This is a genomic window from Bacillus sp. BF2-3 (assembly GCF_008368795.1).
GTDB lineage: Bacteria > Bacillota > Bacilli > Bacillales > Bacillaceae_G > Bacillus_A > Bacillus_A cereus.
Window position 1 is genome coordinate 1 of record NZ_QOSA01000012.1, and the last position, 26,579, is coordinate 26,579.

Genomic DNA, 26,579 nt, shown 5'->3' on the forward strand with positions numbered 1-26,579 from the left:
GAACAGGGATATGTTGGCTTAGTTTAATGTTTAACATTACATACTTTATTTCGCTAAAAAATGCGATAAGTAGCCTTTCAAAACAAACTATAGTAAACTATTTTACTTGTACCGTATAATTCCCTGTTCCACCACCATACTTATATACACTTAAGTAATATTTCCCTGGCTTTGCATTATAATTTCCAAGCAATTTGTTTCCATCACGTTTTGTTGCATAAGCTACATAATTATTTAAATCTGATTCAGAATATAATACCCAGTTCAGTCCAAGATTTTGTTCGTTCGTAACAGAAATTTGTAAATCTTTTTGATCCTTTACATCAATAACAAATTTATCCCCCTGATCTTGATCGCTCAAGGTTCCTCTTAACAAAATATTCAAAGATAGTGGGTTTGCTGTTTCAAATGAATTATTTGGTTCTTTTTCTACAGCCGTACCTTCTTCCGTATTCACTCCGCTAAACACAACATCATATTCAAATTGCCCAGCATTATTTACACGGTAATTTACAAAATAAGCAGTCAATGTTTTATATCCAGTCCACTCTTTTCCTGAAAGACGTTTCAACATATCATTTGTTGCTTCATTCATCACTTTCCAGTCCTCAACTTCTCCTTTAGCCACACTTCCTGTATATGTTCCCTGTAGTGTAAATGTATTAAAGAATTGTGATTTATTCTTTGTTACTTTCACATCTTTTAATTTCGCTTCATTCGTAATATCTGAAGTAACGTCCGAAAGCGATTTTGGATCATGTTGAGTTAAATATTCATCTGATACTTGTGGAATCGTATACTTATCGCGATTATCAATAAGCATTTGCATATAAGATTGATATTCTTCATTTAACTTATTATCTTTGCTTAATGTAGCACGGTATGCATCGTAACTTGAAACATCATTTGCGCGAATTAAATCATGTACTTTATCGAACATTTCTGGGCGCTTATTATACATATATGATTGCAGCGCAAACGAATAATTATAAAAATCCCACGTTCCATATTTCGCATTTAACGTTTGTGATGCTGTATAACGTTTTGCAGGATCGTTAGATAACCCGCCAATTATACTTTTTCGCGGTACTACACTATCTAATCGAGTTGCACCTGCAAAGAACTCTGCATTCCCTTCTTCAAACCATGTTAAACGTTCATTTTGATACATTTCCCCTTGGCCCCATAATCCCTGAACTTCGTACCTTCCCTGTAAGTAGTGCGTAAATTCATGGCGGAACAATTCTTCCAGACTATAAATACTTTGCTCTGGTGTACGTTCATATGTAAAGAAAGTTCCTGTCCCTTCAATATAAATCCCACCATTATTCGTTTCATATCCGTACAGTTGACGATTAAATTGATACTCATCTGGGCTATTATAAATAACCATCGTTAACACATCATCAGCATGTCCACTTTCAAGTGGTTTATCGCTACCAACTGTACGATAAAATTGAGAACGCACCTCTTTTGCCGCCCAGTATAGACGTTTAATTTTCTCTTCGCTAACTTTATCCCCAGCTTTAAAGACAATTGCTCCATCATCAAACGTATACGTTTTCGGTAAATATTTCTTTTTACCTTCTTCTCGAATTTGATCTAAATTTACAGTTTTTCCATTCGCATCTATTCCTCCATAATTTGTAGTAATTTGTTCTGCCGCAACAAAGTATTGCTCTCCTAAATATGGGTAAATTCGCATTGCATCTGTAACAACTTGTTGTCCTTTTGTCGGCGTGCTATGAAGCTTGCCCAATCGGCCAGCATAATAAATTCCATTATTAATTAACCATCCGTTTTTATTTGTTACTGTACCAAGTAGTGCAAAACGATTTACTTCATTAATAAAGTTATCGATATTCCGAAACCACATCGTATCTTTTGGCTCTTTTCCAGTCGTGTACATATCCGTCTGAATATCAAAGTCAATTCCCTTCATCAACTCATATATAGCGTCTCCTTTTGTTCGGTCTTCAATGAAAGTTGCAAGATTATCGTTATATTGTTTAAAAATTTCACCTGCATATAAAACCGTTTCAACATCTGCTGATGCATTTCCAATTAATTTTCCATATGATGCAATTATTTTATTTTGTTCTGATGTACCAAGTTTGAAATTTGGATTTTTTGCAATTGTTTTTAAAGCTGGTAAACACTTATCATGGTAGCTACGCTCATTTAGTTTGCTTAATTCATCATGGTAAAAACCTAAATAAAATGCTGCACGTAGAGCTTCTACTAATGTTTCAATCCCTTTTGAATCATCTTTCGTATAAGCTTGTCCTTGTTCTGCTAGTTTATTAATAATTGCTTGCATTCGGCTATCATCTTGATAGAATTTAAGACTATCACTATTAAACTGAAATAATTCCGGAATTTGATACCATTTAATTGTCACAAGAAGATCAGTTAATTGTTTATTATTTAATTGATTTAACTCAGCCATTGAATACTTTTTTTCTTCAGCTAACGGTTTAATATTATCGGTTGGTGCTAGTGGGCGCTGTGATAAATCCGCTAATTTTAACCGTTTTGTAAAAGATGCATTTTCTTGTACTTTTGAAGGGTGCGCCAATTCATCAACAGATTTCTGTATTCCTACCGGCTCCATTTGTAATACGTTCTTCACATTTTGCTCTTTTGTCTCTGCTTGAATTTGCAAACCATTACATGTTATTGTCACTAATCCAACACCAAGAATCCACTTAGAAATTTTCGAATATTTAACCATCCCATTGCCCCCTAATAACTTAAAGGAAAATTCAGAATTTTAAATTCAAAAAAACCACTTATTTGTATGTATTTACAGTTCCGCTATAAATACAACTATGATTAATAATGCAATAGTAGCTTGTTTTATACTATTACGAGTACAGATTCCTTACATACAATCTCCCTTCCTTACATGTAATACAAGCAAAAACCGTGCCAATCATATTTCTTATGAATAGCCAACATTCTTTTATAAATACTGTAGAATAAAATATACATAGGTGGTTCGGTAATGTATAAATCATTTGACACAAAATCTAATGTTTATGAAGAACAAATTCATTGAATATTATAAGTTCATTAGCCAGTAAATAATCCCCAATTATTAAATCTCTCAAAAAAAGGTAAACAAACATATTCCATAAAGCTAATATGTTCGTTTACCTTTTTCTATTTCACATCAACAGCAAAATATCGTTGAATAAAAACAGTATGAATAAGTATTTTGTTATTCATTTCTCTTTTTCATATAATCTTTTTCACATTGCAACAGCTTGAATTTCACTTTTTTCCCTTTCTTCTTTTTCGTTTTTATAACGAGCCATTCCCCTTTTTCAACGTCTAGTTTTAGGCGTTTCATTACATTGATATTATCTTTTTCTTTATAAAGTAAAAATGCTTCTTGTGCCCTCACAAATAAGCTGGGCTGTTCGCTAAATCCACCACTATCATAAATTTTAGTTAGCGAATTATAATAAGAATCATTTTCCTTTCCACCATACATCAAATGAGCAGCCTCCAGATCTCTTTTACTTACTTCCCAAAAACTATGTTCATCAATATTTAAATTAAATGTGGATTTAATGTCCTGTATTATATTCTTCACATGCTTTTCATCTCTAACTTTTCTTTCTTCGAGACAATCCGAAGATAATTCTGGTGCATCTGATTGGGAATGTACAACGTGTTGTATCGATACACACAGAATAAATACGCTTAAAATGTAAAATATTTTTTTCATATTTACATATCACCTCAAATGATTTAGATACTATATCATTTGAGGCTTACAATATTCTTATGCTAATAATGAGAAAGATCCTATAAAATTTTTATAGGATCTTTCCTTTTAATATTGCTTTATCAAATTCACGGGCGGGGCAACTACCTTACTACTTTTCACATCATATAATCCTATAGGTGTTACTCGTATAAAAGGCAAGTGCGTCGCAGAAAAGAATAAAATTGTAAATGCTGGATCATCATGCGCGTAGCCACGCTCTTGTAGTAATTTCACCATCTGTTTCTCTTCCTGTATTAATTCTCTCATTTTTAAATTAGACATAATCCCGAGCAATGGTAATGCTATTTCGTGTAACACTTCATTGTTTTCTGCTATGACCATTCCACCACCGAGCTCTTTTACTCTACGAAAAGCTGTGAGCATATCTTCTTTTCTTTTTCCGATAAGAATGATGTCACCTGTACCAGAATAAGAGCTAGCAAGCCCACCTAGTTCTTTCGCAAAACCTTTCACAGCTATATTCACTTGCCAACTGCCATCACGAGCAATCATCATAAAGAAACATTCATCATGATCTGTGGACAATTCATCACAGTCTATATTAATTTCACTAGTGTATGGTTTTGTAATAACGTTGTTTAATAAGTGTATCCCCGTTTTATTAGAGAAAATCATATCCTCTTTTTCTATTGACCAATCTAATAATAATGGAGTTACTTTATGTTTACTCCAGTCTATATGTAATGCTTCATGTGTATTTACACCGTCACGCTTCACCCATTTCCCCTTTGCAAGGACACTGATTGGTACTGGGTTTTCTTTACTTTCTAAAATATTGATATTAGCAATTCTACCTGTCGCAATCGAACCATGTACATGTTCCATATTATAATAGCGAGCAATATTATAACTTGCCATATCGTATGCATCTATTACTGGCACGCCTTGTTTTATCGCGGTAGAAATCATAACGTTTGTCATTCCATTCTCATAAAACGAAGGATGTGAGCCGTCTGTTGTAAAAAAGAATCTATCAAACTGCTTTACGCCTAGTTCCAACAATTCTTTCAGTAAAACTTCTAAATCTGGGCGGATTGAAGAATTTCTTAGGGAAACAGTGTAACCTTGCATAAGACGAGTGAAAACTTCCTGCCCTGTCATCGCTTCATGATCACAATCTGTACCTAACAGTTTTAACTTCGCTAAAGTCGTTTCAGATGCACCCGGAAAATGTCCTTCTACTTTCTTTTGCAATCGCTTCGTTTCCTGCACCCAAGTTAACATTTCATCATCGCCATGTAATAGTTTTGGCCATGCTGTTAGCTCGCCGCCTTGAAGAACCGCTTCATGCTGCAGCCACTCTATTATTTCTTCACGATTAAACAAAGATTCTCCGTTTTGCAATTCAGTCTGTCCATCAAAACGGCACCACCAATACATACTTGCTGGAATCTTATTGAATTCATCTAATAAACGAAATGCTTCTTCACGCTTTAATGTGAAAAATAAAGTTAAATTATCATTAATAAAAGTTGTTGTCCCAAACTGCATCGCATGATTCGCTAGCGTCTCTGGGTTATACAACTGATACGGATGTGCATGTGGTTCTATGTAACCGGGTACGACATACTTTCCTTCGCAATCAACAACTTCACACTCCGTTAATTGCTCTGGCAGCTGCTCCCCTACGTATACAATTCGATCATTATATATCCAAATGTTCGCTGTCATCCACTCGCGCATATAAGAATTTAAATATGTTGCATTCTTTAATAATATGTGTGTGCTTCTCTTACCATCTAGTACTTCAACATGTTCTCGTAATTGTTTATTACTCCATTTATAATGATTTTTCCCCATTGTATTCAACTCCAAATCAACTCATAATTATTTTGATTAAAACGAGTAATATTTAACTAACTAAAGTATTTTCCATTCATAACTCCCCTATTGGTGCCCCTATATCCTTCATTATATGTAAAAATTTAAAAAATAACAATTTTCAGAACTATATACATACCTCTTTTATCCAAAATAAAAAGAATGTCATGTAACTGACATCCTTTTTTATTTTGTCGTAAGCATTAAGATTGATTTTCACTTTGGAATACACTTGATGTCATATCATAAATGCAACTACTGTCCATAGTTGCGAACTTAAAAAAGCACCTCTTTTAAATACAACTATAACAAAATTCTATTCATTTTCTTTTCATCTATTTATTAAATTCAATTTGCATCATTTTATTTAACTGCGGAACAATATCGACCCCACCTATTGAGTTAAGACTGATAGCTAATGTATGTTTGCCTCCAATTACTCCCCCAGCAAAAGTTGCAAATCCAGGAATTCCTCCTCCATGCCCCCAAACTGAAACACCGTTTGGAAGTTTAGTCTCATAGATTCCAAGACCGTATGCGTCACCAACCCCTTTGCCTTCTATAGGAACTGTAGTAAGCATTTCTTTTAGCTCGCGTTCCTTCAGTAACTTACCACCAAGTAAAGATGAAAAGAACTTATTTAAGTCATCCGCATTAGAAATCATATCTCCAGCTGCATTAGCTAAACTCGGATTATAATACGTAATATCTTTGAACTCGCCTGTTCCTTCCATTTTCACATATCCACGAGCATGATTCTTTCCTGGGATGACGGGTGAATTTCCTGGTAAAAACGTATTTGATAGATCCAAAGGTTCAATAATTCGCTTTTCGATTTCTTCCGCATAACTATTTCCAGTTATTTTTTCAATAAGCATTCCTAGTATTACGTATCCTGTGTTTGAATACAACCAATCTTTACCCGGCGAGAAATCTGGAGGCAGCGAAAGGCCTATTTTCACTATTTCTTCTGCTGTATACGTTTTTTTCGAATTCATTATGTCCGCGTCTTTTGACTTTAAGTATTCAGCGATACCACTCGTATGATTCAAAAGTTGTCGTATCGTAATTTGATTACCATCATACCCATTTCCTTGCACGAGACCCGGTAGCCACTTTTCAATTGGATCGTCAAGTTGTAAGCGATTTTCTCCTACTAATTGAAGCACAGTCGTCGCAGTAAACGTCTTCGTCACACTACCAATCCGAAAGCGATAATCCGAATTCACCGGTTTCTTTGTACTTAAGTCCGCCACGCCAGCAGTAAAACTACTAGTTTTTCCGTTGTTAGACGCCTTAGCTAATATTCCTACAGCACCAAGCTGTACTGTTTCCTGCATTACTTGTTTCCAGCCATTACGATTCTTTTGATCATGTACTTGTGACGAACTAGAAATATTTTGAGTTGACTCTGCAGTCACAGTAAAACCAGGTGTGAATAGAACAGTACCCGCTAATAAAACTGCAAAACTTGCTAACTTAATTGAATTACATTTTTTCATAAGGCTTTCTCTCCTCCATTAATATCGGATTGATTCAAGCTATACTTTCATCCTATATGATAAATCTCTCTTTTTTCTTATCCATTCCTTACGAAATACTTACGTTTAAATTTAAATACGGTAAACTGAGGAAGAGTTATGCATGCAAATAAAAAGAGAACATGTTTTCATTTTTTATGTAAACATGTTCTCTTAAACATTTAAAATTCTATATCAACTTTTCATCCTATTCTTTACACAACTAATTTATATTCCTTTTTACCAGCCCGCACTAGCATTCATACCATTTCCAATAATAGAAAGTAATAGCGGCCATAATACTGGTCCTAGTGTAAGAAATATATTTAGAAGTATGAGCATTCTATATCCAACGGTGAAATTGTGATTTTTACGATTAACAAATACTAAACTGATTAATGATATTATAGTTGTTAAAAATAATACTAACATTAGCAACCAATACCACACCATTAAACTAAGACTCCACGGTGTTAATAGCTCATGTATGATACAAAATGAGATTCCTAATACAGCAAAACTAAAACTAGTCACCGATGTTTTTATAAGCCATTTATTTATTTTTTTATCGTATGTATTTTTACAATATAAATCTATTAAAGTATATAAAGATAAATATGCCATTAATACACCTATCCAAGACAATAACCAGTCTCCGTCTCCTTTGAATAATACGTACAGTAACCAACACATACCTACTGCTGAAAAAACAAAGGAAATAAGTATGCTTTTTAATACCGATTTCATTACATTTTCACACCCTTAAAAAATCAAAAATTAATTATAATTTATAAAAATTAAGTATAGGTTAACATGTAATGAAGTATAAGTAAATAAAGTTAATTTTGTTTACCTATTTGAAGACGATTTCATATAAGAAAATAATTCATGTTAATCAAATTTCCGTATAAAAATAGAAAAGGTGGATATTTATGTATCCACCTTCCCGTCTCCCTCTACCCACTTCATTATTTCTTCCACATCTAAATCCGTATACGTCTTTTCACCATAACGAACAGACTCATATAACGAGATAATATCTCTTGTTCTACAAATTCTTTTTAACCATTGTTGTATCGTTTCATAGGACCTTCTCTGTTCATGAAATGGTAATGTTCTTTCCCATTCAACTAACGTTTTTCTTATCTTATCTGTCGGTAACGGCCGTTCTAACTGATGAATGACTTTTTCATTCTTTATGCTTCTTACCGCAGTTTGCTTTGTGATCGATTCTTTCTCCTGTACTATTTCTGTTCTCATCAATTTGTTCCTAATATACTTGTAGATGGCATATATAATTAATATTGCGATTATCACATAAAAAACTATAGTAATCCATACATTTGAAAGAACAGAAAGCACGTCACTCCATAGACTTTCTCTTTCGAAAGGTTGAAATTTTTTACCCGTTTTCGTTCTTATACCCGTATCTTTTACTTCTTCATATTCATCTTCATCTATTTTGGAATCATCAAAATTTTCACCTATACTAGTAAAGTCATAATTTCTTTCCGATATTGTCTTAGTCTTACTGAAAAAACGCTCTTTTACTATGTCTTGTACATACACAATACCTTGTGATAACGTTATCGCACTAATCGCAAAGAAAAGTATGATTAAAGTTCTCACACTCCATAACTTCACTTTCATATGTCGCTTTTTATTCACCATGACATAAGCCCCTTCTTATTCTTTCATTACAATCCATTTATTCGTTCTACTGTATTTCTTTGGTGAAGTACCAATAATTAAAGGAACCGCATCCAGTTCCTTTCGACGAAAGCCTGCTGTGTAAAAGTAAGAAGAAGATATAGGCGTATCTTGGTCTGATATCGAGGCAAGTACCCTTAATACATTTTGCAAATGTTTCCGATTATCCCCATTTTTTATATGTAGCAAACCGTTATCTTTTACACTATTGATCCATACTTCAAACGAACAGTTTTGCATAAGAAGTTGTTTGCATATACCTGCTGTTAATTCAATTAGTTCCTCTATATCATTTCGCAAAGAAACACCACTTTTATTTTGCAAGTTGAGATAAATCGCGTATTTATCACATTGTGTTCGCTCATACTTTTTCGCAATTATCGTCCCTGTTTTCGCTGTTGCACTCCAGTGGATGGAACGAAAATCTTCATTTTCATAAGACTTTACTCCCATTACTTTCGTTTCATCATATAAGGGTGAAGACATCGCTTTTCGAAATCCTCGTGACCATTCTTGTAATTCAGGAACTTGTATTTTCGGAACAGCTGGTAAGACTAAATAAGAGGGCGTATCAACTTGTTTATATGTTATATGGTTCGTTATAAATCCAAAGAGATCAGTAATAACAATTTCAACTTCTTCCCATTTCGCGATGCCTCTTTTTAACGCTACAGCTTGCAAATCAAATGAAACTGACTCCCTTCCTTTTAAATTAAAATTCATATAATAATTTGAACCTGTACTATGATTTTTGTTTATTTCATCATGATTCCAAGTTAGCTTATTTTCACATTTAAATCGAAATACGATATTAAGAATAGGAAATATCGACTTGTTTGAAATTTTCATTTTGCACATATTCGTTTCACCTATAAAAACATTCGAATTCCCTTGACTGTATTCCCATTCAACACGAGATACTTTACGTATATATACATGCATAGCACCTATTAAAATTACATATAAAAATACGAGAGATAAAAACAGTAGATTACTTGAAAATACACTTAAAATAACGGCTACAACTGACATAACCCCCATTACGAAAGGCTCCGCTAAAGGTGTATACACAAGCTGTTGATTCATCGTACATTCTCCACTGGCACACTAATCGTATGAAGAATTTCTTTCATAATTTGTTCTTTCGTCGTTTTCATCTCTCCCTCAATCGTTAACGTTAAACGATGAGCACAAACTGATGCAGTGAGCGTCTTAATATCATCTGGCGTACAGTAATCTCTTTCATTTAATATTGCCCGTGCTTGAATCGCTCTCATAAATGCCAACGTTCCCCGAGGGCTTACACCAATTTCAATTAACTCATGGTTACGAGTTGCTTCAATAATTTCAAGAAGATAATCTTGCACATCATTCTCTACTAACACTTCTCTTGCACGCTTTTGCATCGTAATAATTTCTTCACTTGAAATAATAGAGTGTAATGTTTCTAACGGATCATTCATTTGAAACCGATTCATCATTTCCTTTTCAGCTTCTCTCGTAGGATAACCTTGGCGAATCGTAAGTAAAAATCGGTCTAATTGAGCATCTGGTAAAGGAAATGTGCCCGCTGATTCGAGTGGATTTTGCGTTGCTATAACTAAAAAAGGTTCTGGTAATGAATGTGTCTGTTTCGCAATTGTAACCGTACGCTCTTCCATAACCTCAAGTAACGAAGATTGTGTTCTCGGTACAGCTCGATTAATTTCATCCACTAATACGATATTTGCAAAAATGGGTCCTAACCTTGTTTTAAAATCCGATTCCTTCACATCAAAGTATTCAAGGCCAATAACATCTCCAGGCAAAGTATCCGCTGTAAATTGTATTCTTTGAAATTTGGCGTCCACACTTTTAGCCAAACTTTTCGCTAATGTTGTTTTTCCTGTCCCAGGTACATCCTCTAATAAAATGTGTCCTCTTGCTATAAGAGCTATAGCTGCCAGTTCAATCGATTCGTCTTTTCCTATAATAACCTTCGAAATATTATTAGTAATTTTCTTTAATGTACTCATATATTATCTACCACCTTTTAATTATCTAAAAATTAAGAATATATTTTTTCCAAATTATAACATGTAATTCGAAGATGAAATAGAGTGAAAATGAATCTTTTATTTTTTCTTCATTGCACGCAAAAAAGCACCTATTGTCGTATATTGACAATGAGGTGCTTAACTCAATCCAACAGCCTTCTTTCCCTCTAATTTTTAGTAACAATACATCCTTTTTACTCCCACGCATACATTGTTTTCAATTAACTAGTAAAATGCATTCTAATATTACATATAATAAAAACCATTTCGATTTGTTCGTTATAGAACTTCCTGTACATCGACACTCTCAATCTTCACTTCATACATATTTGGGATGCTTGCTTCTTTTGGTACCCATGCATAATAATTTTGATCATTTTCTAATATAAATTGAACTAACTTTGTTTCTGAAACATTCCAGAAATTTTTAAGATTATCAATGTAGTCTTCTAAATCGTCTTTATAGTCCAGTTGTAATATATAATCTCTTACCGTCAGGGCAAACACAATTAAACTTCCTAATAGATTTTTTTGCTCATTTTCTTCTTCATACTCTTGTGGTAAGAACCACACTTGACCTATTCCTATCGTTTTTTTGTATTTTTCATAAAAACTACTATCATCCATATTCTCATAATCATGTATTAATTCATTGACCAATGAATGCCATTTTGGCGGAATAATATTTTCCAATGCAGGATTATGTTCAATTCCTTCTACTATATCCTCGATTTCTTCTGTCTCATCTTCATAGTGATATTCACTTAGGTCTATATGCTTGAATTTCATTTCATTTTTATAATGTGCCAAATCATATGGATAATGATTATTATCTTTTAAACTTGTATCATCAAGTCCGAGTATCTTTACTATTGCAGCTGTCTCAAAGCTCCAATACCCCACATATCCAGGTTCTTTATGTGCATTTTTCCATTCATAATCATAATGGCCTTTAAACCATTCTTTCTCCATGTACGTTTGCAATCTTTTAGACGCTTCTTTTTTATCTGTTTGTGCAAGTTCTATAATCTCTCTCGTTTTTGCATATGGATTTTCTTTATAATATCTATTCGTCATTTTTGTGTATCCGATATCACTAGCGCATAAGAGGAAATCGATTACTGCGTCGTTCATATTTTCCTTCTCAACTAGCTTGGCTAAACTTACAAGATTCTTTTTATCTGTTTCTAATAAAATCCCTAGAGATATCATCCAAATTAGATTTAAATATCCAACTTCATTTTCCCCTATATGCCTCAAATTAATAAGAGCTTTGTCAAAATCTCCTTCTATTGTATGGATAGCTTCTCCTAGGGAATATTTTGCGTTAATATCCTCTAACTCATAATTAAAATTTAATAGATACCTTCCTTCTATAAGACTTTTATTATCTTTAGCCTTTCTTTGAATACCATTCCTTTCATCTTCTTCAAAACTTTTAATCTCCTCTCTATTTTCCTCAATAAACTCTTTATTATATTCTATTCCTTCTCTACATTTTTCTTCTATACATAAAGGATCTCTCATACTATTCAATTCCTCCTAGTTCCTTAAATTATGGCCATTCTCCAATTATGTCTCCCTTTGCATCTATTCTAAATGTTTTCACATTTCCACTACTATCAACCTTTGATAACACTCTCTCAACTTCCTGATCTTGTAATGCTTTCGTAATCTTTGATGCTAATTTTGCATCTCCATCAACTGCCATCAATATTCTACTTTTTCGGGTCTTCGCACCATTCAACCAATCATTTGACATTTGTCGTCCATCTTTAGTTTTCCCCAATTGTGAACTACCAAACTTAGCTTCATCTATAACGTATTTGATCTTTGATTCTGCATTTGCATTTTCGTATAATCCATCAATCCCTTTTACTATTTTATCATTTATGCCTGATGATGCACTTTTTCCGACTGGCTTTAAATCAAATCCAGCTTCTTTTAAACTTTGATTATTCAATAAATTGTCACTAGATTTTATTTCACCATAGTTCCCTTTTTGCTTATTTGTAGCTGTTTTTGCATCAAAATTATCTACATTTGTATTTTTGTTACTGCTAGGTTTACCGTTAGCCGCACCCCCACCAGAAGACTGGATTTTTTGAATAGTATCCTTAGTATTTTGAATCGATTTATTCCAAACAAATCCACCATGTACAAAAAGACTTGCCACAGTAGCTGTTGCTGCTATATCTAATGGAATAACAATTTGTGACGCTAACCCGCCAGTTCCTACTTCTGCTACGATAATCCAGTCGTTGAAAACTTCTTCATATCATGAAAGAGAATTGTGGAAGCACTTCATCATTTGAAACTTTTGTTTTGGTATTTTTGGATATATAATTCACCAAATATTGTAATTCCGAAATAAAAAGCACTTGTTGCTTTTAGTCGGCAATCAAGTGCTTTAAGTTCATCTGCTTATTAAGTAGGATCATTTGAGGGGATTTTCAATTAACTTTACAATATCTTTAAAACTTAGGAATTCATTAGTTTCATGTTTATTCCATTTATTTATATTCTTAGCTCACTAATAGCTATCTCGCCTAGTTATTGTTCTTATATTCAAAAGAATTATCTCTCTTCTTTGCACAAATATAAGTATTGGCCAAACTCAGGGAATGTATCCCAATTTCTAGATACATCATCTTTTGTCTCTCGCTCTTCTACTTCTCCAGTTTTAGAATCTTTTTGCTCCATAGCAATATGACCATTTTCTTGATACCCCAAAATCATACTTTTTAACTGTGTATCCCCGTCATATTCCCAATACATTATTGTCCTTAGGAATAGTCTATTATCTTCTTTAACAATAAAATCGTAGTGTAAATATTTACGAAGAAAATCATCCAAAAAACTTACCGATACCCATTTCTCAGTGACATTTACTAAATACTTTGGCTGCTCTCCATCACTAAGAACAGCAGTATAAGAATGACGATTTTCATGAAGTGTCTTGGCTGCATTCTCATCAATAATATTCCAAGGCTTCTTTTTTATATTAGACCACTTATCACAATAATAAATTTCCATTAATTATACACCTTCCCATTAATATCACGAATAATAATCCCTTTCTCATTCGCCTCTTCAATAATTTTTTGTGGAACTGGCTTTGTTTGTACAGGGATTTCCAAAATTAACTCTCCATCTAGTCGACCACCTTTTAAAGCATTAGGATTAAATTTACCTGAAGAAATTTCTGAACCGGAAGAATACTTTTTAGTAAACTCACTTAGATAACTTAATGCCGTCTTTTCTTTTACTTCAGCCAATTGGGTAAATTTCCTCGAGACAATTTCTTCACCCGGAATATAAGAATCTACAACATATTTCTTCCCATTGATTTCCTTTGCCTCTAACTCTACTTCATTATAAGGATATCGAGGACGATTTTCCTTATTAAATCTATTCCCTGCTTCCCATTGCTTTTTCACAAAGTCCGGTATTGATTTCTTTTTAGATAGTGTTTCACCCGTACCCTTACCACCATCTTTAGACTTCGCAAACTTATAATAAGCTTCTATTAATTCGCCTTGAGGTATTTTGGTTACGATAGTTCCACCAATACTAGAGAATGCATAGGAAGCCTCTCTCTTAAATGATTGTAACATTTCAAGCGTAGGCTTCAATTCTTTTGCTAGTTTTACTGCATTAGCAAATGTACTTACTCCACTTGATGCTTTTGCTCCTTTTGTGATATGGCTTACTTTATTTAGTGCCCTATCGCCTAATATTGTGGTAGCTACTTGTGTTAATCCATAGGTAGTCAATTCTGTACGACTCTCTGCATCTCCCTCTATCATATCTCGTTTTATTTTATTTGAAAATGCATGCCACATATTTTTTGCAGTTTCATCCAAATGGAAAAGTGCATAGGTTACATTAATAAAAGTTCCTATGTCCATATTACTTAAAGCTATTGCGGACTCGATTTCATCACCAATAGCTTTCCCCGATCCTCTTTGAATAGCTTCCCACATCTTTTTCGCTGTTTCAAACGTGCCAACTATACTGTCTGTCGCATCGTCCCAAGCATTTCTAACCGGAGATTTCTTCTCAATTATGTTATTTGTTTCTATATCATTAATTGACTGATCATTTTTTCGAGCTGTTTCTTCTATAATCCCCTGAATCGAACTCACCCAATCCATATTCAACCCTTGTGTACTAAACGTACCACTCACAGGACTAAATCCTTTCCCACTTTGCACTTCAGCGAGTCCGGCTGTGATGCTAGCTGCTAATTGGAGAGCGGTGCTGTAGTTGTTGCTGGATGAATGATTGAATTCATATAAATGCTCTAGTTTTTCTTCCAGTTTTTTTCTCATTGTACCTAATACCGTTACAATTGCACCTACTCCGGGCATTGGTGTAAGTACTTCTATTGCTTCTATACTTGTAATCGATTGATTAATTCCCCTTATTTGTTCTCTTATTTCTTGTTCAATCACATCTGTCGAAGCAACTTTCGCTTGGAACTCATTTGGAAATGCTTCGTTTTGGCGAATTAATTCTTCACATAAGCATATAATTCCTTGCGCTAATGGCCGAAATGTTTGGACAAGGTAGGATTTTGCACTACTGTATGTTTGTCCTTGTAATACTGTGTCTATCGCAAAGGCATCAATAGATTGAATGACTTGTTCCATACTTTGAATCGTAGCATTACATATAGCGTTCATACTTTGAGTTTGACTTTGTACTTCTCCCAAATACATGTTTAAACTCATGTATTGGCCTCCCTTTGTAGTTGCTGCTGTTCATAGGAAAGGTCGTTTTCTTTCTCACTGAGATGCCGTTTTTCTTTAAGCAACGTCTCTTTTTCATTTTCTAATTCGAATGTAAGTTTTCTTTCATACTGTCCGATTTCTTGCCGCATATTCGTAAAAAGGTGAAACACTTCTTTGTCGCCGTGCCAAGTTTCTAGTATTCGGTTAAATAAACGATTACTTCTATTTTTCCATTCATGAAAACTAGCCTCAGCTCGTTCTTGATTTTGCAGCGCGATTCGGTTTTCATTTTGTTCTTCAAATATAATTCGTAATTTTTGATTACATTGATTGATTCTCGTTTCAATTCCTTGACTCATCTTTTCCCCCTACCTTTTCCCCTTTACGTAGGTTGTTACATTATTGAAAAGTCTTTTGAAGTCCTGTATCCATTTTCTCAAATTCATTTGCTACGGAATGGATATTATCAATTGTTTGTTGAAAAGCAGTACAAAATTGTTTCGTGATCTGTAAATTTTGTTGATTTGCTTCTTGTGCCTTGAAGTTCACAGATAGTGTAGTACGCGTTGCCGTATGCAAATTACTTTGAAATTCTCCCATTACTTGCTCCTCTCTACCTTTTATTTACAAGAAAATTATACCACGGAAAAATATCCCAATAAACCGAATGTTCGAATTTAACATACAATTCAGCACTGTTACTGAGGATACGAGCAACGCTTATCTATCAACATAACTGAGTCCAAAATGGATTCTACTTATACAAAAAAGATGACTTCAGCCATATGCTAAAGTCATCTTTTTCTACCTTATTATTTTACTAACTCTCCATTATAAGCTTTTATATCAAGAGGAGCAGTTAAAAATTGTGCTGCTTTACTAACGAAAGATGTGAAGTGTTCACTCGTATTATGGCTCGCAACTGCTGCTTCATCTTTCCATACTTCTACCATCGTATAAACACTTTCTTTTTCTGTATCTTTATATAAGTCATAAGATACATTGCCACTTTCTTCTCTTGAACCATGAATGAGTGGCTGAATTTCTTCTAAAAATGCTTGTTGTTTTGCTGGGTCTACTTGAAATATTGCGTGAATAATAATCATGGTGCTTCCCCTCTCATCTTTCACTTATTGAAGTTCTTTTATAAAATTATTTCCACTCTGCAACTTTTTCAATTGGAAGACGTACTGATTGGTAACCACTGTCTGCAGCTTTCCCGATTGAAATTAACATAACTGGTACGTAGCTTTCTTTATCTAGTCCAAATGCTTCTGCGATTTGATCTTTCTCAAATCCACCAATTGGACAAGTGTCATAACCGTGCGCACGAGCTGCTAGCATAAATTGCATTGCTACAAGACCACCGTCAATTAATACCGTATCTTTCATTACTTCTGGTGTAACCATAGAGAAGTAAGCTGAAAGTTTTTTCATTTGATCTTCTTTTACTTCTGCTGGCATAAGTCCACGCTCTACTGCTGTACCGTAAATTTCTTCTGCGTTATCAAAGTTGTTTAAATCACCAAATAAAGCAATCATTGCTGAAGACGTTTCTACTTGAGATTGATTGAATTTCGCAAGTGGCGCAAGTGTTGCTTTCGCTTCGTCACTTTCAATCACTACGAATCTCCATGGTTGCATGTTTACTGAAGATGGTGCAAGTGTTGCTTCTGTAAGAATTTCTGTCATTTCTTCTTTGCTAATTTTCACTGAAGGGTCGTACTTACGAATTGAACGACGTCCTGTTAAAATTTCGTTAAAATCATTTGTTTTTACTGAGTTAGTCATAGTTGTATTCTCCCTTTTTTATAATTCTTTTATATTTTCTTGAATGTGATTTAACATATTTAAAAGATTATCGCGTTCTTCCTCACTTAATCCTTTAAATGCAGATGCTGCAAAACGTTCTTTTTCTTCTTGAAACGCCTGAATTTTATTTCGCCCCTCTTCAGTAAGAGAAACTAACGTAATTCTGTTATCATCTGGATTTTTACGTCTTACAATCATTTCATTGGCCTCAAGCTGCTTTAAATGCCTTGTTATCGCAGCATTATCAATATTCACTTCTTGCTGAAGTGCTTTTTGACTAATTTCACCTACTTCAAATAATTGAAGTATAAGCTCTAATCGAGACTGGCTCATACCCGTACACCCTTCAAATTTCGAACTTACTTCTTTATTTAGAAAGTGTAATTTATATAAAATAATCGCTTCTTTTGAGCATGAACTTGTCAAATTAACCCTCCTTTACAATCAAAATAAAAACATTTGATGTATCAATAGTTGATATGTCAATTAATATAATCTATATCGATTTAGAATGCAAGCATTTTGTTTTCATTTTATTTTTTCCAAATTAAGGCGCTTTGTAGCGTTACAAATAATGTTAATTGCACTATAATAATACTAATTTAAAGAACTGGAGAGTGATTGATAATGCGGCAATATACAAATAGAAATGAGGAATTGAAAATGGAAAATGAAATGAGGATATTCACAAATGACAACAATAAATATAGGGATTGTCGCGCACGTAGACGCTGGCAAGACGAGTTTGACTGAGCGTATTCTTTATGAAACGAATGTGATTAAAGAAATTGGCCGAGTAGATAGTGGTAATACACAAACTGACTCAATGGAATTAGAAAGACAACGCGGAATTACGATTAAAGCATCTGTCGTTTCTTTCTTTATTGATGCTGTAAAAGTAAATGTCATTGATACACCTGGACACGCTGATTTTATCGCTGAAGTGGAGCGATCATTCCGCGTTCTAGACGGTTCGATTTTAGTTATCTCTGCCGTTGAAGGTGTGCAAGCACAAACAAAAATTTTAATGCGAACATTACAGAAACTAAACATACCGACTATTTTATTCGTTAATAAAATTGATCGTAGTGGCGCAAACAATGAAAAAGTTATGAAACAAATAAAAGAGGTTCTTTCAAATGAAGCATTCCCCTTCTATTCTGTTCTAAACGAAGGAACGAAAGAAGCCCGGATCATTGAATACAAATCATATGACGATTGTATGGAACTGTTAGCACCATTTAATGAATCATTACTTGAATCATATGTAAATAACGAAATAATACCGGACGCACTATTAAGAGAAAAACTAGAACAGCAAATACAGCAAGCGAATGTGTATCCAATCTTTTTCGGTTCAGCAATGACTGGTATGGGCGTAACAGAACTTCTTGAAAAACTTCCGGCTCTCATTCCAGCTCTTACATCGGCACAAGAGGAACCATTATCCGGTGTTGTTTTTAAAATTGAACGTGAACCTTCTGGAGAAAAGGTTGCTTATATAAGAGTTTTTTCAGGTAGCTTACATGTTAGAAAATATGTTAATATACAGCGCAGTAAGTCTCTATTCCATAAAGAAAAGATAAAAAAAATGTGCCTATTTCATAATGGAGATACCGTTCAAACTTCTACCGTTCCTAGCGGTGAGTTTTGTAAAGTGTGGGGGTTGAATGATATTAAAATTGGTGATATTATCGGTGAACGTACGGATTATATAAAAGATATTCACTTTGCCGAACCACAAATGGAAGCTGCCATTGATGCGGTACCTAAAGAGCAAATTCATAATTTATACGCTGTTCTTATGGAACTATGTGAAGAAGATCCGCTCATTAAAGTTTGGAAAGACGATGTTCATAATGAACTATATATTCGCCTTTTCGGTGAGGTACAAAAAGAAGTAATTGAAACAACACTTTATGAGAAATATAATTTGCAGGTTAATTTTTCAAATACGCGAGTTGTATGTATCGAGAAACCAATTGGCGTAGGCAATTCTGTTGAAGTAATGGGTGAAAAAGAGAATCCATTTTACGCAACAATCGGATTCAAAGTTGAACGTGGTGAACTTAATTGCGGTATAACATATAAATTAGGTGTTGAGCTCGGCTCACTACCTTTAGCATTTCATAAAGCGATTGAAGATACGGTATTTCAAACGTTAAAACAAGGATTATATGGGTGGGAAGTTACAGATATTATCGTCACGTTAACACATACTGGTTATGCTAGTCCTGTTACAACAGCGAGTGACTTTAGAAACTTAACACCGCTCGTTTTAATGGATGCTTTAAAACAAGCTGCAACATATGTATATGAACCAGTTAATGCGTTTGAATTAACTGTACCGGAGCAAGCAATTAGTACCGCAATGTATAAGCTCGCTGCCGTTCCAGCAACTTTTGCAGAGCCTATATTCAATAACAATTCTTATCAGTTAACAGGATCATTATCTGTTGCGAAAACAGAGAGTTTCAAACGAATACTACATTCATTTACAGAAGGAGAAGGCATATTTACAACGAAGCCAGCTGGTTTCACAAAGCTTATGGCTCCCTTCCCTACTCGAAAACGTGTTGATTATAATCCGCTGAATCGTAAGGATTATTTACTTCATGTTTTGAAGGCTTATTAAAGTAAAAGAGGTGCAATTCGCACCTCTTTTGCATGTATTAATAGGTTAGTTTGTCCTAACAACTTCTTTAAGTTTTCCTATTATTTTCGCTATAGCCTCAATTGAATTTTCCGTTTCATATCCCCCAACATTTACAGAATGATTTACATTTTTGACAACTTCAATCTGTAAATTCGTTTTATGTAACTGATCAATTTGATCTGCATTGTATTGGTGATCTTTATCCCCAATAACTAAAAACCCTTCGTGTCGACTATGTAAGATAGAATCAAAAATTGTATCAAACGTCAGTAAAGGTGTAAATAATATCATTTTCGACTGTAAAAACTCTTCTCTCTTCATTAAATCATTCGCAATTGGAATTGTTCCGAGTGACTTCCCTAAAAATATAGTATCGTTGTATTGCTCAGCTTTTAATACTTCCTTCATTACAGGATTAATATCATCCATCATTATTTTTGTTACTTCTTCCATTGGTTTATTCATTACTTGTTCGTCGTAAGAATAATGAATATGTACAACATCAATTTTATGTTCAAGCATAAGCATCGTCGCGTAATAAAATAACGGCTTATCATAATTGTATCCTGAACCTGAAAACATAAAGCAAACGGTACTAGAACCTTTTTCGATATGTGTGTAATAAATTACTTTGTCATTTATATGTATCTCTTTTTTAATCCCCTTCATCCTTTTCTCCTCCGAATACATTTAATCTTGTAAAATGAAATGTTCTGTATGAACTGCTATATTCTTTACTTTCTCTTTTATAAATGCAGGCTGTAAATTATATGCATGTAACTCTTCTACCGGCACCCACTTAAACAAATATGTTCTATCCTCTTCTTCCAAAATATATTGATCCGCTCCATTTACAGGTAATTCATGTAGCTCTACTTCATAATAAAAACTAATCTCATGAAACTTTTGCTCAGAAAGTGTAAAGAAATTTTCTACTGACCATATTAATCTCTTCCCTTTAATAGGAGCAGCTAGTTCTTCTGCAAGTTCCCGTTGTAACGCATCCTCACTGTTTTCTAACATTTTCACTCTTCCGCCCGGTACGTACCAAAAATCTTCACCGTCACCTTGCAGAATAAGTATTTTATTATCCTGTTTACAAATTGCTCCGACTCGGTAATTAAAACATGTTTCCTCAACTTTAAACGTAAGATTCATCCGTAACGCCCCCTTATATAAATATCGAATTATTACAAAACAATTATGTAATTACTGTACAAATAAGGTTACTAAATTTATCCACTCCATTCAATGGTTTTTGAATTTTCTAAACTATTATTTTTCATCATTACAAGTGTATATACATATGTTACAATCATATTGCACACTAGAAAACATTATGGGGGTACGGATGGAAACGTTATTAATCCAGCAAACTGAGAAATCAAATAAGTTTTGGAAAATCGTTGTGAAAGAAAAAGACTATGTTGTGTTTTACGGAAAAATTGGCACAGCTGGCAGTGTGAAAGCGAAAGAGTTTGAAACAGAAGAAGAATGTATGAATGAAGCTAATAAACTAGTTGCTTCCAAACGTAAAAAAGGATATACAGACCCGTTGCCTGGGGAAGATTACATAAAAGAAAAAACGATAACCGAAGAAGAATTTTGGGAGCTACTTCATCGTGCAAAAACGAAAGGTGAGGACCAAGAAGAACAAATAGAATGGCTTACTTCTCACCTTGCTAAACGTACAGTACATGAAATTGTAGCTTTTGATACGCATATGCATCGCCTTTTGAAAGACTCCTATACCTCCCGTTTATGGGCAGCAGCCTATATTATTATGGGTGGCTGTTCAGATGATACTTTCGATTACTTCCGCGGATGGTTATTATATCAAGGAAAAGAGACATACGAAGCTTGTATTGAAGATCCAGAACGATTAATTCCTGTATTAGAAAATTTGAGTGAGTATGACGTCCCAGAGATTGAAGAACTTACTCTATATTTCGGGCAAGAAGTTTACATGGAGAAGACTGGGGATGAAGATGATACATACTTTACACTATACCATGTCTTAACAAATGAAGAGTTTGAGGAAGTTGATATCGAGTTAGATTGGGATGAAGACGATGAAGAAGGTTTAAAAAAGATGTTTCCTAAGCTATGGGAGATGTACGGGGAAGAACCGATTGAGTGGTAGATTAATTATTCGTGAAAAAATGCCTTGTTTCTTTAGTAACAAGGCACTTTTTTTGATACTATATTTAAATTATCATCTTTCCACTCTCCCACCACTCCATAAAAGTCTTTAAAGAAGGAGCAACCCACGTTCTACTATCATTTTCATGGTTCCATACATATATGTCATCTCTTTGTACTTTTCCATTCAAAATGGAATAGCCAAACAAATCACCATTTCCCCCATCAGCAAAAAATAATAAACAGTCAAAAGGCATGTATAAATCCTTAAAATCAACTATATTTCTCATACTCATATTTTCAGTTTTAATTTTTGAAGCAGACCATATAAAGTCACCGTATTCACCTTCTATACCGTTTGTTTCCTGTAATAATTGATATAAATCATTCGGTAACTCCACATGTAAACATTTTTGTATATCAGTAAGTTCATCCTTCGTAGCTGGGTTTTTCAAGCTTAAATTTGATGAGATACTGTGAATGGTGTCTTTCCACATCACCTTTTCCTCCTTATGTGCAATCAAGCATATTCAAAGAACTCCGCTAAATTTATTGATACCATCTTTCTAACAATTCCTTCTCCCTCTCGCCTGAAATACCTGCTTTTAATTCCCATTCTTCCGTACTCTCCATCCACTCATACACATCTGTAACTGTCTCTTCTATTCTTCTAAAAGTAAGCCCTTCATTAACCGCACTTTCGATACAAATAGAAAACCCGCCTCTCCACGGCTTCGTCTCACCATCTAATGGGAAAGTTTCTGGAATCCACAAAGGCATTTCTGTCCAAGGCTGCACATTATGTTCACTCATAAACGCTTCGTCTACCCAAACAAATTCAGCATCGCTATTCGTAACCTTTTTACACGTATTTAATAGCTCTTCCATCGTCAATTCATCATTCGGACCTGTTATATTAAATGTTCCTGCTTTATGATGTTCTGCCATATTTAGCCCCCATCTCGCGACATCTTTTATATCAACTAATTGCACGGGACGAATTTTTCTTCCTGGTACTAATACTTTCCCACCCTTTGCTACACGCTGAATCCAGTATGGAAGTCGATCTGTATAATCAAACATTCCTGAAAGAAGACCTGCTCTTACATGTAACACACGCCCCGGCCAATACTTCTCTGTTTCTTTTTCACATAATACTTTCAGTGCACCATAATACTCATAAGGTGAAACTTCACCATTCTCTATAGCCTTTATTTGATCATCCGTCGGTTCGGGCTGTAATATATAATCTTCTTTTATGTCATGCGGAATCCAATCTTTATATACGGAAAGGCTTGAGATGAATACATAGTGTTCAATATTATCTTTGAGCACTTCTCCAACATTCCTAATATGATGTGGAGAAAATCCACACGTGTCTATGACAACATCCCACTTTCGATTTTTTAAACTTGATACATCGTTATTTCTATCACCGATTAACTGCTCCAATTCAGGAAAAACTTCTTTGTTTGTTCCGCGGTTAAATAACGTGACTTCATGCCCTCTCTGTAAAGCCTCATCTACAAATGCTCTTCCTAAAAATCGTGTACCGCCTAGAATTAATATCTTCATAGTTCTCCCCCATTCGTGATTAATAACCCTTCCTAATGTTTAACGATTTTTTATTGAGGAAAGTTACGGGGAGCGTTTAAATTTTTCTACAAGCTCACCATTACTCTGTTAAAAGTATATACTCTTTGATTAATCTCCATCTATCATTTGCTTCTGGCACAACTTCAGAAGCCATCACCACCACCAATTCCTTCTCTGGAATACAACAAATCATATTCCCCCCATCACCCATAGCACAGTATGAAAAGATTCCATCTTCTTCTCGTAACCACCATAAGTAACCATATTGATTTTGGTTCATTTCTGTCGATTCTTTTATCCATGATTTTGATAGAACTTGTTTTCCATTATGAATACCTTCATTCAAATACATCTGTCCAAACTTAGCCATATCCCTAACCGTTAACGTTACTCCCCAGCCGCCCGTCGAAATACCATTTGGATCGTGAACCCATCCTTTTACATCTTTTCCGAATAAGTCATCGAATCCAAATGCTTTCATATTGTAGTTTGGAATTTCGCTCATGCCGAGTGGTTGAAATAAGTACTCATTCGCAAATTCACGTGCACTTTTCCCTGTTGCATTCGTAATCATTGCTGATAGTAAATGCGCTCCTGCAGATGAATATTTAAAAGCTCCAATCTCTCCACCGTTCCCCATTCTATGAAGTGTATACTGTACCCAGTCTGGTTGTGTACATAATTCTTCTAACGGTTCCTGCCAGTCTACAAAAGGGTATGGAGCTGTCATTGTAAGTAGGTGTCGCACTGTTACTTCAGATGACTTTACTTTATATTCAGGGAAAAACTCTATTACTTTTTGATCAACACTTTTTATATAGCCCTTATCTATACATATTCCAATTAGCGCAGAGATTATCGTTTTTGTGACTGACGCTATGTGAAATGCATCATCTGGACCGGAATCGTTATAATATTTTTCAAAAATAACATTACCTTTCCGCACTACTAACATGCCATTCATATTTTTATATTCTTCTTGTATAATTTGATCTAACTTTTCAGCAGTTTTCATTATTCCTTCCCCTTTAACCTATAATTAAAAAGGTTCGATAGGTACATATATATCAACTATATGTTTATTTTCCGGGTGCTGCTTTGGATCATTTCTATATACTTCAAAAGGATACGAGTCTCTCGGTTTATATCCGCTATTTGGCAGCCATTCACCGTATAAGAAATCCCATGCTCCTTTATATTCATCTTGGCATATTTCAAAATGTCCTACTGCATACTTTCCAGAAGGTATTACCATTATTCCAACGTCGTTCGTTTCTACTGTGGATTCATCTGAAATTGTTATACATAAACTTGTTCTTAAATGATATTCCTCAGTAAATTCATGATGATCGTGGTAAATGGTTAATACTTTCGTATCATCAAATACATGATAGTTTTGCTTAGCTGCGTAATGAAATAGTTTTTCTATCATTTCTGGAAAAGCTATAGTTAACTCCTCATATGTACCGATATGTCTTATGTATGCGACGTTTATATCGTCCGCTGTTACAATTTCAACATTTCCTCGAACCTTCTTACATTCATTGTATTGAGAAATTCCCCTTACGTCTTTGCAATTCTTGCTATTATAGTTTCGATATTGAGACGGACTTACGCCGTAATAATTTTTAAATGTTCGGGAGAAAACTGCTGAATCTGTGAATCCGAAGTGATACGCAATATCTGTAATCGTCATATCTGTCCGATATGTAAGTAGATGTGTTGCCCTTTCTAACTTCAATCGGTTTACATACCGTGATAATGACTCGTTTACTATCCCCTTAAAAATCCGATGAAAATGAAACTTTGAAAATCCTGCTACATCCGCTAACTCTTCAATTGAAAGTGAATCATTTATGTTTGATTCTATATAATCTTGCACTTTATAAATGCGTCGTAAGTATTCATTTCTACTTTGTTTACTCTCCATACTTTTAGCTCCTCACAACAAAAAGAACCATCCTAGAATACTTTTAGGACGGCTTTCTATTCGTAATAGATTCTTCCATATTTTATTGTTAAATCGATATAATTTCACTATATTTTTTAAGCTGATGGTAATGTGGCGTTATCCTAATTTAATTTAAAGAAATAACTATTTTTTTATAGCCCTACGCAAGTTAATAATATTATTGGGATTTAGCTCCCATTGTCTCATAAGTTCTCTTTGTCTTGTTTTTAAGTCTTCAAATGGTTCTTCCACCATGTCGATTTTATTAAATTTCCCTTCGAAAACTAAAGCATTTTTTATCTTTTTATATCCACCAAAACCTAAGTCATCATTTAGTAACCAGACTACTCTCTGTATTTTTGCAAATAAAATACCACCTGTACACATTGGGCACGGTTCCAACGTGCTATAAATAGTAAACCTCTCATTTTTTATTTTTGCATCAAACATTGCTTCCCCTGCATTGCGAATAGCGTCTAACTCTGCGTGAGCTGTTATGTCTTTTTCTGGATGCACTCTATTCCTTCCTCTTGCAATGACATTATTATTTCCATCAACAATAACTGCTCCTACTGGATATGTGTTTTCTTTTAATGCCTTTTCTGCTTCTTCCAATGCCATCTGTAAAAAATATCTATCCCTCTCAAAATTCATATAGATCCCTCTTTTTTAGATGAAATTATGTTATGGAAATTCCTTTCGACTATCATACTAGCTTCTATCAAGCTAACAAAGTCAGCTATTCTTTATGCAACGGATAACATTTTCATATACATTTAACTCAGTGGGTTTTGGTAAAG

The 26,579-nt window shown here is 34.3% G+C and carries 26 protein-coding genes; 2 read left to right on the plus strand and 24 right to left on the minus strand.

The annotated features are described in order from the left end of the window. Positions 1–97: 97 nt before the first annotated feature. The 17 genes from colA to DN401_RS11285 all read right to left on the minus strand — a co-directional run bounded on the left by colA (position 98) and on the right by DN401_RS11285 (position 17,860). Complete coding sequence (colA, locus tag DN401_RS11205; RefSeq protein WP_000241891.1) at positions 98–2,734, minus strand: collagenase ColA; 2,637 nt, start codon at positions 2,732–2,734, stop codon at positions 98–100. Positions 2,735–3,223: 489 nt separating this feature from the next. Continuing rightward, complete coding sequence (locus DN401_RS11210) at positions 3,224–3,736, minus strand: hypothetical protein (RefSeq protein ID WP_000719372.1); 513 nt, start codon at positions 3,734–3,736, stop codon at positions 3,224–3,226. A 108-nt stretch (positions 3,737–3,844) separates the two neighbouring features. Beyond that, positions 3,845–5,599, minus strand: a complete 1,755-nt coding sequence (locus tag DN401_RS11215; RefSeq protein WP_000517625.1) for an adenine deaminase — start codon at positions 5,597–5,599, stop codon at positions 3,845–3,847. A gap of 356 nt (positions 5,600–5,955) precedes the next feature. Continuing rightward, the gene (locus DN401_RS11220) at positions 5,956–7,122 is read right to left on the minus strand and encodes a serine hydrolase domain-containing protein (RefSeq protein WP_000710640.1); all 1,167 of its coding nucleotides are present in this window, start codon (positions 7,120–7,122) and stop codon (positions 5,956–5,958) included. Between the two features lie 258 nt (positions 7,123–7,380). Further along, positions 7,381–7,887: a DUF3902 family protein gene (locus DN401_RS11225; RefSeq protein WP_000843838.1), complete on the minus strand. Its 507-nt coding sequence runs from the start codon at positions 7,885–7,887 to the stop codon at positions 7,381–7,383. Positions 7,888–8,070: 183 nt separating this feature from the next. Further along, positions 8,071–8,811 (minus strand): hypothetical protein, encoded by a 741-nt coding sequence (locus tag DN401_RS11230; RefSeq protein WP_000247497.1) that lies wholly within the window; start codon positions 8,809–8,811, stop codon positions 8,071–8,073. Positions 8,812–8,826: 15 nt separating this feature from the next. Next, a complete protein-coding gene (locus DN401_RS11235; RefSeq protein ID WP_001075941.1) occupies positions 8,827–9,936 on the minus strand; it encodes a DUF58 domain-containing protein in 1,110 nt (369 codons plus the stop codon). Further along, the gene (locus DN401_RS11240; RefSeq protein ID WP_000105659.1) at positions 9,933–10,865 is read right to left on the minus strand and encodes an AAA family ATPase; all 933 of its coding nucleotides are present in this window, start codon (positions 10,863–10,865) and stop codon (positions 9,933–9,935) included. Before DN401_RS11240 ends, DN401_RS11235 begins: the two co-directional genes overlap by 4 nt. Before the next feature lie 300 nt (positions 10,866–11,165). Further along, entirely contained in the window at positions 11,166–12,413 is a 1,248-nt protein-coding gene (locus tag DN401_RS11245) for a PoNi-like cognate immunity protein (protein WP_001205552.1), read from the minus strand. A gap of 28 nt (positions 12,414–12,441) precedes the next feature. Continuing rightward, a complete protein-coding gene (locus tag DN401_RS11250; protein ID WP_000157554.1) occupies positions 12,442–13,062 on the minus strand; it encodes a hypothetical protein in 621 nt (206 codons plus the stop codon). Positions 13,063–13,463: 401 nt separating this feature from the next. Next, complete coding sequence (locus DN401_RS11255) at positions 13,464–13,922, minus strand: hypothetical protein (protein ID WP_000409336.1); 459 nt, start codon at positions 13,920–13,922, stop codon at positions 13,464–13,466. Further along, positions 13,922–15,622 (minus strand): T7SS effector LXG polymorphic toxin, encoded by a 1,701-nt coding sequence (locus DN401_RS11260; RefSeq protein WP_000056124.1) that lies wholly within the window; start codon positions 15,620–15,622, stop codon positions 13,922–13,924. Before DN401_RS11260 ends, DN401_RS11255 begins: the two co-directional genes overlap by 1 nt. Next, the gene (locus DN401_RS11265; protein ID WP_000077520.1) at positions 15,619–15,981 is read right to left on the minus strand and encodes a DUF3958 family protein; all 363 of its coding nucleotides are present in this window, start codon (positions 15,979–15,981) and stop codon (positions 15,619–15,621) included. Before DN401_RS11265 ends, DN401_RS11260 begins: the two co-directional genes overlap by 4 nt. A gap of 40 nt (positions 15,982–16,021) precedes the next feature. Further along, positions 16,022–16,222 carry a TIGR04197 family type VII secretion effector gene (locus DN401_RS11270; RefSeq protein WP_370512898.1) on the minus strand — a complete coding sequence of 67 codons (201 nt, stop codon included), beginning with the start codon at positions 16,220–16,222 and terminating at the stop codon, positions 16,022–16,024. Positions 16,223–16,434: 212 nt separating this feature from the next. Continuing rightward, positions 16,435–16,728 (minus strand): putative quinol monooxygenase, encoded by a 294-nt coding sequence (locus tag DN401_RS11275; RefSeq protein WP_000583804.1) that lies wholly within the window; start codon positions 16,726–16,728, stop codon positions 16,435–16,437. A 46-nt stretch (positions 16,729–16,774) separates the two neighbouring features. After that, positions 16,775–17,413 carry a nitroreductase family protein gene (locus DN401_RS11280; protein ID WP_000185393.1) on the minus strand — a complete coding sequence of 213 codons (639 nt, stop codon included), beginning with the start codon at positions 17,411–17,413 and terminating at the stop codon, positions 16,775–16,777. An 18-nt stretch (positions 17,414–17,431) separates the two neighbouring features. Beyond that, complete coding sequence (locus DN401_RS11285; protein WP_000204162.1) at positions 17,432–17,860, minus strand: MarR family winged helix-turn-helix transcriptional regulator; 429 nt, start codon at positions 17,858–17,860, stop codon at positions 17,432–17,434. Between the two features lie 265 nt (positions 17,861–18,125). Between DN401_RS11285 and DN401_RS11295 the strand changes: the two genes are divergently transcribed. After that, entirely contained in the window at positions 18,126–20,069 is a 1,944-nt protein-coding gene (locus DN401_RS11295; protein WP_000207802.1) for an elongation factor G, read from the plus strand. Between the two features lie 45 nt (positions 20,070–20,114). On the opposite strand, the gene DN401_RS11300 is transcribed toward DN401_RS11295, so the two are convergent. Together DN401_RS11300 and DN401_RS11305 are read right to left on the minus strand one after the other, a co-directional pair. Continuing rightward, positions 20,115–20,759: a hypothetical protein gene (locus tag DN401_RS11300; protein ID WP_000676198.1), complete on the minus strand. Its 645-nt coding sequence runs from the start codon at positions 20,757–20,759 to the stop codon at positions 20,115–20,117. Positions 20,760–20,780: 21 nt separating this feature from the next. Continuing rightward, complete coding sequence (locus tag DN401_RS11305; protein WP_149287676.1) at positions 20,781–21,248, minus strand: NUDIX hydrolase; 468 nt, start codon at positions 21,246–21,248, stop codon at positions 20,781–20,783. Between the two features lie 193 nt (positions 21,249–21,441). Here DN401_RS11305 and DN401_RS11310 point away from each other — a divergent pair, with 193 nt between their 5' ends. Next, positions 21,442–22,233 (plus strand): DUF4240 domain-containing protein, encoded by a 792-nt coding sequence (locus DN401_RS11310; RefSeq protein ID WP_000449125.1) that lies wholly within the window; start codon positions 21,442–21,444, stop codon positions 22,231–22,233. Between the two features lie 64 nt (positions 22,234–22,297). Here the strand turns inward: DN401_RS11310 and DN401_RS11315 are convergent, their stop codons facing one another. From DN401_RS11315 to DN401_RS11335, 5 genes are all read right to left on the minus strand, one after another. Further along, a complete protein-coding gene (locus DN401_RS11315) occupies positions 22,298–22,729 on the minus strand; it encodes an SMI1/KNR4 family protein (RefSeq protein WP_000265342.1) in 432 nt (143 codons plus the stop codon). Positions 22,730–22,781: 52 nt separating this feature from the next. Then, on the minus strand, positions 22,782–23,807 hold the full coding sequence (locus DN401_RS11320) for an SDR family oxidoreductase (RefSeq protein ID WP_000697698.1): 1,026 nt from the start codon (positions 23,805–23,807) through the stop codon (positions 22,782–22,784). A 100-nt stretch (positions 23,808–23,907) separates the two neighbouring features. After that, complete coding sequence (locus DN401_RS11325; protein ID WP_000844680.1) at positions 23,908–24,843, minus strand: serine hydrolase domain-containing protein; 936 nt, start codon at positions 24,841–24,843, stop codon at positions 23,908–23,910. A 24-nt stretch (positions 24,844–24,867) separates the two neighbouring features. Next, positions 24,868–25,758: an AraC family transcriptional regulator gene (locus DN401_RS11330; protein ID WP_000444285.1), complete on the minus strand. Its 891-nt coding sequence runs from the start codon at positions 25,756–25,758 to the stop codon at positions 24,868–24,870. Between the two features lie 165 nt (positions 25,759–25,923). Continuing rightward, positions 25,924–26,433, minus strand: coding sequence for a nucleoside deaminase (locus DN401_RS11335; RefSeq protein ID WP_001008618.1), 510 nt, complete (start codon positions 26,431–26,433; stop codon positions 25,924–25,926). Positions 26,434–26,579: the final 146 nt, after the last annotated feature.